This window comes from Spirochaeta cellobiosiphila DSM 17781, assembly GCF_000426705.1.
Taxonomy (GTDB): domain Bacteria; phylum Spirochaetota; class Spirochaetia; order DSM-17781; family DSM-17781; genus Spirochaeta_E; species Spirochaeta_E cellobiosiphila.
Genome location: NZ_KE384557.1, coordinates 172,965 through 185,163 on the forward strand (window position 1 = coordinate 172,965; position 12,199 = coordinate 185,163).

Annotated in this window: 10 protein-coding genes and 5 tRNA genes; all 15 read right to left on the reverse strand. The window is 39.3% G+C overall.

The window, feature by feature from the left end:
- Positions 1-30 precede the first annotated feature (30 nt).
- Positions 31-1,818, reverse strand: a complete 1,788-nt coding sequence (gene pepF / locus K345_RS0115740) for an oligoendopeptidase F (protein ID WP_028974985.1) — start codon at positions 1,816-1,818, stop codon at positions 31-33.
- Entirely contained in the window at positions 1,811-2,404 is a 594-nt protein-coding gene (gene rdgB / locus K345_RS0115745; protein ID WP_028974986.1) for an RdgB/HAM1 family non-canonical purine NTP pyrophosphatase, read from the reverse strand. Before rdgB ends, pepF begins: the two co-directional genes overlap by 8 nt.
- 2 nt (positions 2,405-2,406) lie before the next feature.
- The gene (locus K345_RS0115750) at positions 2,407-3,246 is read right to left on the reverse strand and encodes a hypothetical protein (RefSeq protein ID WP_028974987.1); all 840 of its coding nucleotides are present in this window, start codon (positions 3,244-3,246) and stop codon (positions 2,407-2,409) included.
- Positions 3,247-3,356: 110 nt separating this feature from the next.
- Positions 3,357-4,337 carry a DHH family phosphoesterase gene (locus K345_RS0115755; protein WP_037572801.1) on the reverse strand — a complete coding sequence of 327 codons (981 nt, stop codon included), beginning with the start codon at positions 4,335-4,337 and terminating at the stop codon, positions 3,357-3,359.
- Positions 4,338-4,418: 81 nt separating this feature from the next.
- Positions 4,419-4,820, reverse strand: coding sequence for a hypothetical protein (locus tag K345_RS22555; protein ID WP_053228388.1), 402 nt, complete (start codon positions 4,818-4,820; stop codon positions 4,419-4,421).
- 65 nt (positions 4,821-4,885) lie between these two features.
- The gene (gene argF / locus K345_RS0115765) at positions 4,886-5,824 is read right to left on the reverse strand and encodes an ornithine carbamoyltransferase (protein ID WP_028974989.1); all 939 of its coding nucleotides are present in this window, start codon (positions 5,822-5,824) and stop codon (positions 4,886-4,888) included.
- Between the two features lie 52 nt (positions 5,825-5,876).
- Complete coding sequence (gene lon, locus K345_RS0115770; protein ID WP_028974990.1) at positions 5,877-8,300, reverse strand: endopeptidase La; 2,424 nt, start codon at positions 8,298-8,300, stop codon at positions 5,877-5,879.
- Entirely contained in the window at positions 8,272-9,564 is a 1,293-nt protein-coding gene (gene clpX, locus K345_RS21440) for an ATP-dependent Clp protease ATP-binding subunit ClpX (RefSeq protein WP_037572804.1), read from the reverse strand. The genes lon and clpX overlap by 29 nt, the downstream gene beginning before the upstream one ends.
- Entirely contained in the window at positions 9,537-10,166 is a 630-nt protein-coding gene (gene clpP / locus K345_RS0115780; protein WP_028974991.1) for an ATP-dependent Clp endopeptidase proteolytic subunit ClpP, read from the reverse strand. Before clpP ends, clpX begins: the two co-directional genes overlap by 28 nt.
- A gap of 38 nt (positions 10,167-10,204) precedes the next feature.
- On the reverse strand, positions 10,205-11,560 hold the full coding sequence (gene tig / locus K345_RS0115785) for a trigger factor (RefSeq protein WP_028974992.1): 1,356 nt from the start codon (positions 11,558-11,560) through the stop codon (positions 10,205-10,207).
- A gap of 88 nt (positions 11,561-11,648) precedes the next feature.
- Positions 11,649-11,720 (reverse strand) — tRNA-Gly (locus tag K345_RS0115790).
- An 8-nt stretch (positions 11,721-11,728) separates the two neighbouring features.
- Positions 11,729-11,810, reverse strand: a tRNA-Leu gene (locus K345_RS0115795).
- A 62-nt stretch (positions 11,811-11,872) separates the two neighbouring features.
- Positions 11,873-11,945, reverse strand: a tRNA-Lys gene (locus tag K345_RS0115800).
- A gap of 25 nt (positions 11,946-11,970) precedes the next feature.
- Positions 11,971-12,044, reverse strand: a tRNA-Arg gene (locus K345_RS0115805).
- 17 nt (positions 12,045-12,061) lie between these two features.
- Positions 12,062-12,133, reverse strand: a tRNA-His gene (locus K345_RS0115810).
- Between the last annotated feature and the right edge of the window lie 66 nt (positions 12,134-12,199).

The window sequence follows — 12,199 nt, forward strand, 5'->3', positions numbered from 1 at the left end:
TCGGAAGATCTTGTCAATATATTTATCTATTTAACTAAGCAGCTCTTTGAACTCCTTTAGTAGGGAGTCAAATTGAGTCATAGCTTTATCAATAACACCGGGTGTTCTCAGATCAACGCCAGCTTTTAACAAGGAATCTAGAGGGAATTCACTTCCTCCTGATTTAAGAAAGTTAAGATATTTAGAGGTCGCTGATTCCCCTTCTGTTAGAATATTTTGACTAATGGTGATAGCCGATGAGAGTCCGGTTGCGTATTTATAGACATAGAAAGCATTATAGAAGTGAGGAATCCGCAGGGCTTCTAAATCACTTTTCTCATCTAGATTAACTTTGGGACCAAAATATTGTTCTAGCAACTTACGATAAGTCTTTCTAAGAGACTGTGGTGTAAGGGGTTTTCCTTCTTCCATCATTTTATGAGCTTTGTATTCAAACTCCGCAAACATGGTCTGTCTAAATATGGTGGCAATAAAATCATCGATTTGTTTACCAATAATATAAGTACGAATTTGGGGATCATTATGTGTTTTCAATAAATGGGCTGCCAAGAGTTGTTCATTCACTGTAGACGCTACTTCAGCCTCGAAGATTGTGTAGTTATATTGAGGAAAGGGGTTATTTCTTACGGAATACCAACTATGCATGGAGTGGCCCGCTTCATGGGCGAGGGTAAAGAGGCTTCGAATAACCTCATCCTGATAGTTAATTAATATATAGGGATCTCCTACATAACTTCCTGCTGAGAAGGCACCAGAACGTTTTCCCTTGTTTTCATATTTATCTACCCAGCCTCCAAGTAATCCTTCTTCAAGTGTTTGCTGGTATTCCGTCCCTAAAGGGGCAACAGCTTCTTTTATCACGGATACGGCTTCGTTATAGCTGTGTTTGAGTTCAACATCGTCAACAAGGCTTACATAAGCATCCCAGTGATCCATCTTTTCTTTGCCAAGAAGTTTCCCTCTTAGTTCATAATAGGAGTGGAGTAGGGGAAGGTGATGATGGACTCTTTCAATAAGTGTGTCATATACAGAAGTGGGGACATCATCCCGGAATAGGCTCATTTCCAATGCAGAAGGATAGTTTCTTACTTTAGCTTTATAGATATCTTGTTGATAACTTCCTTCCAATAAACTGGTAAGAACATTCTGATGACCTTCAAATGTATCATAGAATTTGTGAAAAGCTTCCTCCCTAACTGCATTGTCTTTATTTTCCATAAAAAGAGAATAGGTACTTTGTGTAAGTTCTTTTTCTCCTTCTTCTGTTTTGACAGAGCCAAAACTAAGATCAACATTCGTGAGTTGTGCAAAAGCTTTTTGAGGAGTCTGGTTCGCTTCAGATTGAAGGGCCAATAGCTTCTCTTCTGCATCACTAAGAACATGGGGTTTGTAACGGGTAATCTTCTTAAGAAAAACCCAATAGTCCTTTAGGGCGGGAGCCGTTAAATACTCTTCAACTTTGTCTTGTGGTATCAATTGGATCTCAGGGGTTATATAACTGGAAGCACTGCCAATGATGGTGGCCACTCTAACATATCTTGCAAAGCGGTCATTAGAGCTGTCATTTGACAAGTCTTCTGTTTGACGTAAATGGGCATAATAACCCAGACGTTCATCCAGTAAGTCTATTTGAGTCATAAATTCTAGGTTTTTCTTTAATGTAGGAAGATCTGGAGCAAAGTTCCCTTTTAAAGCGGAGATCTTTTCTCCATAAGATTCTAGGGTTTTAAGATCCTTTTCCCATTGCTCATCAGATGTGTATAGTTTATCCAGATTCCACTTATCTGTAGCGGGTATTTCTGAGCGTGATTTAGCCATTTTGTTCTCCTGAAATCATTTGAAATATTTTTCTCACAGCTTTTCCCCGGTGGCTAATAAGATTCTTTTCTTCAGCCGATAGTTCTGCAGCCGTTTTTTCAAGATGGGGAAGGTAGAATATAGGATCATAACCAAAACCGCCTGTGCCTGCAGGTTCACTAATGATTTGTCCATGAAAAGTTTCCTGAACACTATAGTAGTTATCAAAACCTTTGTAATAAACCATATTGCAAACATAATGTGCCTTACGGTTCTCAGTCTTACCCATCTTGCTTAGAAGATACTCATTTCTCTGGGGATCAGTCAATTTTAAGCCATTTTCATTACCAAAACGAGCTGAATAGATACCGGGAGCTCCTTTGAGGTAATCCACAACGATTCCTGAATCATCAGCTAAGGTGGGGATTCCTGTTATATCAAAAAAGGCTTTGGCTTTGATAAGAGCATTTTCTATAAATGTTGAACCAGTTTCTTCTGGATCAATATCAATGCCCTTATCTCGAGGTGTGATGATCTGATGCTCTTTAAAAATTTGTCTAATCTCATCTGCTTTGTGTTGATTATTTGTAGCTAAAAATATTGTCATGCCTAACAGAATAGGCTGTTTTGATCATCAGGAAAAGACTTTTCTATCTCTTTCCTGAGATAAAATAGTGAGGAGTCTACGCTCCCTTTGGGTAGACCAATAACTTCGGCTATTCTACGATGAGAAGGGGTAGGGCTATAGTCCTTAATCCGTTGATTAATGCTATCTAATTTTGCCATGAGCTTTTTTATTTGTTTTGCATTATCATCTTCCTTCTCAGCTTCTAATTGCTTGAGTTTAATCAGTACCTTATTACGTCTTGGAAAGAAGGGTTGTTCATTATATTCGTCAGTTAGTTCTTTACGGACTGGTTCTATAAAATCAAATAATTCTTTTTCTGTTTGTCCCAATAATAGGGCATAACCTTTAATATGATAATCTTTGATAAAGTAGGCATTTTTTACTAGTAAAATAAGTAGTCTTTTTTTTAGCAGATGATTAGTTAAACATCCCTTGTCATTGATCTCCCATTGAGAAGGCAGCTGACTATATTGAAGGGCTGGTTCCTTTTTGAAGTCCGTGTTGTAGGCTACTTCCTGTTCAGCGACCATCCCTATTTCATTATCCCTTAGGCGATTCTTTTCTTCCTTCTGAAACGTTCTGAAACGATAATTAATGGTCGTATAGAGATAGTTTTCAAAAAGAATGCCCCTATCAATAAAGCGTAGTACCATATTAGGAATTTTGTCATGGAAGTAAAGGATAAAGTCCCCAATAAGATCAGGATCGCCACGTTTGACATTGACCAGGAAAGAATAAGTTTTCCCCAATATTACGTTGATCAATTCTGTAGATACTTTTCCTTCTTTTTGGGACAGCAGTACTTTTTCTGTTAATAACATTTTTTATTCTCCTTTTATATCATGCTTATAAAACCGGCAAATCAAGAAGAAAGCTTCACCAATTATTAACAAAAAAGAGTAAAAAAATAAAAAATGTAAATAAAAAGAGATTATTCCTTAGGCGGTAATCTGAATTCCGGTTTCTTAAAAAGCTGAATAAGCTGTGCTTTTATATCATCACGCTTACCTTCATAGGCGAATCCTGCCGCTCTTTTATGTCCGCCACCACCAAATATCTTAGCCATTTCACCCATATCTACGGTTGTTCTAGAGCGTAATCCCACAGAGCCATTGTAGATCGTATCCTCTCTAATGAGAATGATGGCTTCCACATCATCTATGGCCTGAAGCATTTGATAGAGTGAGTCAGAATCTCGATTTTGAATATCTAGTTCAAAACGGTCGCTAGCATCTTCATAAGTGACTACCACCTGGCCCTCATAGTAGGATTCCATTCGTCCTAAAAGGCGGCCAATGAGTTTCTGACTACCAAAAGATTTTCCTGAATACATCTTGGCAAAGGTTTTTTTAGGGTTTGCTCCTGCAGCCACTAAATCGGCTGATACTTGGAAAGCCTCTGATTGTCCAGATTCTAAATGTCTATAGAAGCCCGTATCTGTACATAACCCCAGGTAAAGAAGTTCTGCTTCCTGTTGGGATACTTCTTCTCCCATCGCTTTAATAATACGATGAACAAGAATGGTAGTCGCCGGACAAGTGGAATCGATATATCTATAATCACCAAAAGGATGTCCAGAGGTATGATGGTCGATGACCAAAGTGGGTAGGCCCGCTATTTGATTGGCCAGTTGCCCTGTTCTATCGGCTGTCGAACAGTCCATAACAACTGCTAGAGGATTGTTTAGCTTCTCTGTTGGTGGGATATCCTGTTCAAACTGGCCTGCCAAGAAAGCTATTTCATTTCTTTTAAAAGGGCCGGGACTATACACCAATGCCTGCTTGCCTAATCTTCTTAAAAAATAGGCCATTCCCAACTGAGAACCTAAACAATCACCATCAGGTTCTTCATGCCCAATAATGATGAATTTGTCATTCTTGGTTAATATATCTATAACTTCGTTCAGTTCCATTATCGTTCCTTCTATAGCAAAAAAAAAGCTAGATCCTTATCCAGGTCTAGCTAGGACAGCAAAAATATAATTTTTTTCTGTCTAAAATTCTAGAGTTTCATTAGTAAAAGTTCCATCCAGGTTCTCCGGGTTTTGTAAGGATCCCCAGGATTTATCACTGATATCTGAATTAACAAACAATCTAACATGACTGAACTCACCATTCTCCCAATACACTTGCATATAGGGAAGTGAAGAATCTTGTCCGTACAGAATTTCAGCCTTTGAACCAGCTCCATAGAACCAATTTACAGGAATATAGATAGTCTTTGTGTCAAATCCTCTCTGCATATAGACCACCTTATATCCTTCTTTATGGGGATATATCTTGTAAATTAGATAAGTCTTAGCAAAATAGCTGGGTGCACCTTGGTTTTCCTGAGAGGATATAGGGAATACACTCATAACCAATATAAATAATATCAGAAAGTACTTCAGTTTCACAGGTTCTAGCCTCCTTCTACACCCTACATTATAGGACAGGGTTTAAAGTCAATTCAAGAAAAAACTTAAAGAGTCGCAAGCATCAAAGCTTTTATTGTATGTTTGCGATTTTCCGCTTGATCCCACACTCTTGATTGAGCACCATCAATAACATCAGCTGTTACTTCATAATCCCGTTCTGCTGGTAAACAGTGGAGGAATATGGTGCTATCTTTGCCAGTATTTTTTAAAAGCTCACTATTAACTTGATAAGGACGTAAGAGTTTAATCCTTTCTTGTTTTGATGCTTCTTCCCCCATACTGGCCCATACGTCTGTATAAAGGGCATCAGCCCCTTTTACCGCTTCCAGGGGATCATCTGTTATGACTAATTTTACAAAAGCTTCTTCCGCTTCTTTTTGGCAGTATTCAACCAATCCGGGATCTGGTTGTAATTCCTTTGGTGCCGCAATAGTAAAGTTAACACCCATTTTGGCACAACCAATCATAAGGGAATTAGCCATATTATTACGTCCATCACCGAGATATACCATTTTATGACCTTGAAGCTGACCGCTAACCTCTTCTAAGGTCAACAAGTCTGCTAGTATTTGTGTTGGATGGTAAGTATCGGTTAAGCCGTTATAAACAGGTACACCAGCGTACTTTATCAAAGTCTGTACTGTAGAATCTTTGAAGCCGCGAAAGGCAATGGCATCAAACATCCTACCTAAGACACGAGCTGTATCTTCAAGGGTTTCCTTACCACCTAATTGTATATCATTCTTACCCAGGAATACAGGATGTCCACCTTCTTCTCCAAAAGCTGTTTCAAAGGATGCTCTTGTTCTTGTGGATGTCTTTTCAAATAAAATGGCCAAGGATTTACCTAGAAAGCGGCTATGAACTTCACCATTGTGTTTTTCATGTTTAACTTTATGAGCCAAGTTAAGTAGTAACCTGATATCTTCGGCACTATAGTCTTTGAGGGAAAACAGGGATCGTCCCTTTAAATCTCCAATCATAACCATCCTCCGTTTTTATGTGTTTTCCATTTTAATGGCAAATCATTTAGGGTCAAGAGGATTCTGAAAATAATATTTTCAATGCTTCCTGTACAGAATCAGTGAATTGAAAAGTCATACCTCTACGGACTTCCATAGGCAGCTCATCCAAATCCTGTTCATTTTCCTGAGGAAGTAGAACTTCAGTAAAATGATTTCTATGAGCAGCAAGAACCTTTTCCTTGACGCCACCTATAGGTAACAGTCTGTCGGTTAAGGTCACTTCCCCGGTCATGGCGATATCTTTTTTGACATTCTTACCAGTAAGAGCACTGGTGAGGGCACAGGTCATTGTTATACCAGCACTGGGCCCATCTTTAGGAATAGCTCCTTCAGGAAAGTGAATATGGATATCATTTTTTTCATAGAAATCGGGATCAATACCTAAGGCTTCTCCATGGGATCTTAAGAAGGACAGAGCAATTTGAGCACTTTCCTTCATAACGTCACCTAAAGATCCTGTGAGAATTAAGTTCCCTTTTCCCTTTAATAGACTAACTTCAACTGGAAGGACTGTTCCTCCCACTTCTGTCCAGGCTAAACCATAGGCCAGACCGGGACGTAATTCCTGTTTTACTTCACTGCGTTTTGGTGGAGGCCCCAGGAACTCTATGACATCCTTGATCTGGACATGATAACGGAACCCACCGAGATTGAAGGGATATTTAAAGGGAGTAGGATAGGTATGATACTCATAGGAACTTTTTATCCGTTCTTCCTGTAATATCTGCGTTCCCTCTTCCAGAGCTTTCCGGGCAATCTTACGCATAACCTGACTAATCCGACGTTCCAGATTACGAACTCCCGATTCCATCGTATAGTGTTGTATAATATAACGAATGGCTTCATCATCAAAGCTCAAGATGCCTTTATCGAGACCGTTCTCTTTTTGTTGCTTTTGAATAATAAATTGTTTGGCTATTTCAGCTTTCTCAAACTCTGTATAGCCTGGTATCTGGATGATTTCCATTCTATCCAAGAGTGGTCGAGGAATAGGGTGTAAGCTATTGGCTGTCGTTACGAACATAACCTTACTGAGGTCATAGTTCACTTCCAGATAATGATCCATGAAGGTTGCATTTTGTTCTGGATCCAACACTTCCAAAAGGGCCGCTGCCGGATCACCACGGAAATCAGAACTCATCTTATCAATCTCATCTAGTAAAAAGACAGGATTAATCGTGGCGGCTTTTTTCATTGACTGAATGATCTTACCAGGGAGAGCTCCAATATAGGTTTTACGATGTCCCCGTATTTCTGCTTCATCCCTCACGCCACCTAAACTGATTCGTATAAATTCACGACCCAAGGACCGGGCAATAGATCGTCCTAAACTGGTTTTACCAGTACCGGGAGGGCCTACAAGGCAAAGAATGGGACCTTTAGTTGTTTCTTTTAACTGACGCACAGCTATAAAGTCTAAAATCCTTTCTTTTGCTTTCTGCATATCATAATGATCCGCATTAAGGATCTTTTCTGCTTTAATAATATCTTTATTTTCAGCGCTAATCTCTGTCCATGGTAAATCTACGATCCATTCCAAATAGGTTCGTAGAATACCCGCTTCAGGAGCCATAGGCTGTAATCTGCCTAATCGTTTAGCTTCTTTCAGGGCTTTTTCTTTGACTTCCTCAGGTAAGTTCTTAGCCTCGATTTCTGCTAAGAGTTCTTTTGATCCTGAAGGGTCTGAATCCCCATTACCTAATTCTTTTTGTATTTCCTTCATTTGCTCATTAAGGAAATACTCCTTCTGTGTCTGTTCAATCCGTTTTTTGACTCTTTGATCAATATCATTCTGGAGAGCCTTAACTTCATTTTCCACTTCCAGGGTTATGGCCAGGTTTTCTAAACGTTTGGCTGTATCAATTTCCAAAAGTAGATCAAGTTTTTTGTCTAGTTTGAAATCAACAGCCCCAGTTATAAGGTCAACAAGCTTATCCGGAGTTTCTGCTTTCTTAATAGCATCTATGTTATTACGTGATACTTTCTTACCCGTTTTGAGGTATTTTTGAAAAGAATTATGAACGGCCTGCATACGGCTAGCCATTTCCTGGGTAACTGAAGGGGCTAAGTCAAGTGTCTCTACCTGGGCACGGAATATACCCTTCTTTTCAAAGGACTTTTTAAGGGTAACCCTTTGCTTTGCTTCCGCTAAGACACGAATAGATCCATCAGGTAACTTAAGGATCTGCATAATATGGGCTTGAACACCTATTTTATGTACATCCTCAGCATCAGGATGATCACTGCCAGATTTTTGGGGTACTAAAAGGATCTTACGATCTGCAGCCATAGCTTCTTCTATAGCTTTTTTAGAAATATCCCTTCCTACAAAGAAGGGACTTACCATATGGGGAAAAATAATAAGCTCCCTCATAGGTATGAGAGGGAGCTCCATGCGTTCTTTCTTACGCAGAGAATTGATCGGTAATTTCATGTAGTTCTCTATTCCAAGGTTTATTCATTTCTTCAGGATCTGTAAGAACTACTGGATTTTCACCATCTTCGATTACTTCTTTTGTGACAACTACTTTCTTTTTGCCTTCAATAGAAGGAATCTCAAACATGACATCGATCATGGCGTTTTCAACAATAGACCTGATACCTCTAGCACCGGTTCGTTGTTTAATTGCTTTTTCTGCAATGGCATCAATCGCTGCTGCTTCAAAAACAAGGTCAACACCGTCAATAGCCAAACTGGCCTGATATTGTCGTAATACAGAATTCTTAGGCTCTGTAATGATTTTCTTTAAGGCATCCTTATCCAATTGATTCAAGGAAACATGGATAGGTAAACGACCTATAAATTCAGGGATCAATCCGAATCGTACAAGATCATCGGGATGAAGATGCTTATAAAGCTCTTCTGCCTCTGTAGAGGCTTTGTCATTAAGCTGTGCCCCAAAACCCATAGGTTGTTGAGCTACACGTCTCTCTATGATCTTATCAAGACCAACAAAAGCTCCACCAGCAATAATCAAAATATTAGCCGTACTGATCTTGAGCATTTCCTGATTAGGATGTTTTCTTCCTCCCTGGGGAGGTACTGATGCTTCAGTTCCTTCAATAATCTTAAGAAGAGCTTGCTGAACACCTTCACCGGAAACATCACGTGTAATACTGACGTTTTCACCTTTACGGGCTATCTTATCGATTTCATCAATATAGATAATACCCCGTTCTGCAGCGGCAATATTATTACCAGAGGCCTGAATTAACTTAAGAAGGATGTTTTCTACATCCTCTCCAACATAACCGGCTTCCGTGAGTGTTGTGGCATCAGCAATAGCAAAGGGGACTTTGAGCTTACGTGCCAAAGTCTTAGCCAGGAGAGTTTTACCTGTTCCTGTTCCTCTCAGTATAAGGACATTTGCTTTTTCAAGTTCTACATCTTCTTTGATGGAATCTTTCTGGGCAATTCTTTTATAGTGATTATAAACAGCAACTGAAAGAACTCGCTTAGCATCATCCTGACCAACGACATATTGATCTAGGTACTCTTTGATTTCCTTTGGTAAAGGAACTTCATCCAGGAACTCATCATCAAGAACATCGCCTTCTTCGTCTAGAATCTTTTTGCAGACATCAATACATTCGTCGCAAATATAGACACCAGGTCCGGCAATGAGTCTTTTAACAAGATCACTTCCCTTACCACAGAAGGAACAAACTTTTACTTCGCTTCCTCTCGTCCTTGCCATTCTTTATCCTTATTATTGTATACTTTATCAATGATACCGTATTCTACACCTTCTGAAGCTGACATGAAATAATCTCTTTCCATATCTTTAGCTACTTCTTCAGCGTTTCGCCCTGTATGACTGGCAAAAATATCAATGCTGAGTTTCTTTAATCTTACAATTTCACGTGCATGAATATCTATATCCCTTGCTTGACCCTGTGCACCACCCCATGGCTGGTGAATCAAGATTCTGGAAGAGGGGAGGGCTAATCGCTTACCAGGAGCCCCTCCAGCTAGCAATAGAGCTCCCATACTGGCTGCCTGACCAATGCAGATAGTCTGTACGTCAGGTTTAATGTATTGCATGGTATCATAGATAGCCAAACCAGCAGTAACGGAACCTCCAGGTGAATTGATATATAAGCTAATATCCTTTTCAGGATCTTGTGACTCAAGAAATAATAGCTGAGCTACAACTAGGTCTGCATTTTCATCATGAATCTGACCATCTACAAAGACAATTCTATCTTTGAGTAGTCTAGAAAATATATCGTATGACCTTTCCCCAATTCCCGTTTGTTCAACTACCATGGGAACTAAGCTGTTCATTTGCTCGTTCATTTTTATGGGACCTCTTTGTTTTAGATTCTAAATTAAAACTACTGCTTTCCTTCCATCAAGTCCAGGTATTTTATTTTTTTCCCTTTCTTCACATTAGCATTTTCCAATAGAAAATCTACTACTTTTTTGTCTGTAATACTGTGAACTAAATATTCTTTCATTTGGGGAGATTGAAAATACTCTTTTGCCTGATCTAAAGGAAGATTAGCTGCTGTAGCCTGATTTTCGATTTCCTTATCCAATTCATCATCGGAAGCTTCAATTTTTTCGTTTTCGATGATACGGCCCATGATCAATCTTTCTTTAAGTCCTTTAATGGCGTTAGGTTCCCATTCTTTAAGAAGATCTTCTTTGCTTCTACCATCAGCGGATAAGAATTCAACCAACTGATCAGGTGACATTCTTGTCTGGCCAGCAAAGTTGTTCCAGCTGTTTTCTAATTCTGCTTCTATCATGCTTTGAGGAATGACAATTTCTGTGTTTTCAACAAGTTTAGTCATTAATTGCTCAAGAGTTTGGCTTTTTAGCTTTTCTTCAGCTCGTTTTTTCATCTTGTCTTTGATGTCTTTTGTCAAATCTTCCAATGTTTCAAAATCATCAGAGATGTCCTGAGCAAAATCATCATTGATTTCAGGAAGCTGCTTTTCTTTTACAGCGGTTATTTTAACTTGAAGTTTAATACTCTTACCCGCAAGGTCAGAATATTCAAAATCTTCTGGATATTCTTTTTCAATGACAAATTCTTTGTCTTTCTTCTTACCAACAAGGTCATCATCAATTTTGTATAGGTTGTAACCTGTACCAATTGTAAATACAAAACCTTCCCGTTTCGTGTCTTCTTTGACATTGCCTTCTTCATCAAGCTCTGCAAAGTCGATTGTTACGATATTGTCTTTACGAACAGTACCATTTTCTTTGTCCATAACTATGGCTTGTTGATCTTGAAGCTTTTTAAGTTCTGCTTCTTCGTCTTTTTTAAGTATACTTACGGAATCCTCTTCTACTTCAATACCTTTGTACTCGCCTAATTCAAAATTAGGGAAAGTGTCATATTTAACACTGAAAGTAAGATCCTTATCCAAATCAATATCCAATTTCTCGTCAACTAATTCAGGTTGTGCATAAGGAAGTGGTTTTTCTTCAATAGTATCAAAGGCTTCTTTTAAGGCATCATCCACTACATTATTTAAAGTTTCTGCCTTAAGGCTTTCACCGAATTTAGAAATCAATACATTAGCTGGTACTTTACCTTTTCTAAAGCCAGGGATTTGAGCTTGTTTTGAGTATTTTTTGACAAGTTCATCATAATTTGATTTGATATCCGCGCTGGCTACAGTGAGGGTCAGTTTCACAGCGGATTTCTCTAAAAGTTCTACGTCTTTCTTTGCAATCACCTTTGCTACCTCTTAATTTTTCTTTGTGAATCTGAAAAAACAAAAAAAAAGCGATCCAGATACAACATCCGGATCGCCTTAACTAAAAAGCGAAAGACGGGATTTGAACCCGCGACATCCACCTTGGCAAGGTGGAGCTCTACCACTGAGCTACTTTCGCAAAAGAGTTGCGGGAGAAGGGACTTGAACCCTTACACCTCACGGCACTAGATCCTAAGTCTAGCGTGTCTGCCAATTTCACCACTCCCGCGTTATATCGACTGAAAGCAGGTTAATAATTCTTGCTTTCTTTGTCAAGGCGTTGGCCTTAAGTGAGCCGCAGAGGGATCGAACCTCTGACCCGCAGATTAAGAGTCTGCTGCTCTACCAGCTGAGCTAGCGGCCCATACAAGTAAAAAAAAATTAAAATATACGCCCGGCAGGATTCGAACCTGCGACCTACGGATTCGAAGTCCGGCGCTCTATCCAGCTGAGCTACGGGCGCATAATCTTAATCTATAGGGTGGATGACGGGATTTGAACCCGCGACAACCAGAACCACAATCTAGCGCTCTACCACTGAACTACATCCACCATGTTTTAGGCTTCGGTATATTGCATGAGAAGTGTTCTTTTGTCAAGTAACTTCGTTTGCAATCT

Coding starts and splice junctions, on each gene's coding strand:
- pepF (WP_028974985.1), bottom strand. CDS start 1,818: ATGGCTAAATCACGCTCAGAAATACCCGCTACAGATAAGTGGAATCTG.
- rdgB (WP_028974986.1), bottom strand. CDS start 2,404: ATGACAATATTTTTAGCTACAAATAATCAACACAAAGCAGATGAGATT.
- K345_RS0115750 (WP_028974987.1), bottom strand. CDS start 3,246: ATGTTATTAACAGAAAAAGTACTGCTGTCCCAAAAAGAAGGAAAAGTA.
- K345_RS0115755 (WP_037572801.1), bottom strand. CDS start 4,337: ATGGAACTGAACGAAGTTATAGATATATTAACCAAGAATGACAAATTC.
- argF (WP_028974989.1), bottom strand. CDS start 5,824: ATGATTGGAGATTTAAAGGGACGATCCCTGTTTTCCCTCAAAGACTAT.
- lon (WP_028974990.1), bottom strand. CDS start 8,300: ATGAAATTACCGATCAATTCTCTGCGTAAGAAAGAACGCATGGAGCTC.
- clpX (WP_037572804.1), bottom strand. CDS start 9,564: ATGGCAAGGACGAGAGGAAGCGAAGTAAAAGTTTGTTCCTTCTGTGGT.
- clpP (WP_028974991.1), bottom strand. CDS start 10,166: ATGAACGAGCAAATGAACAGCTTAGTTCCCATGGTAGTTGAACAAACG.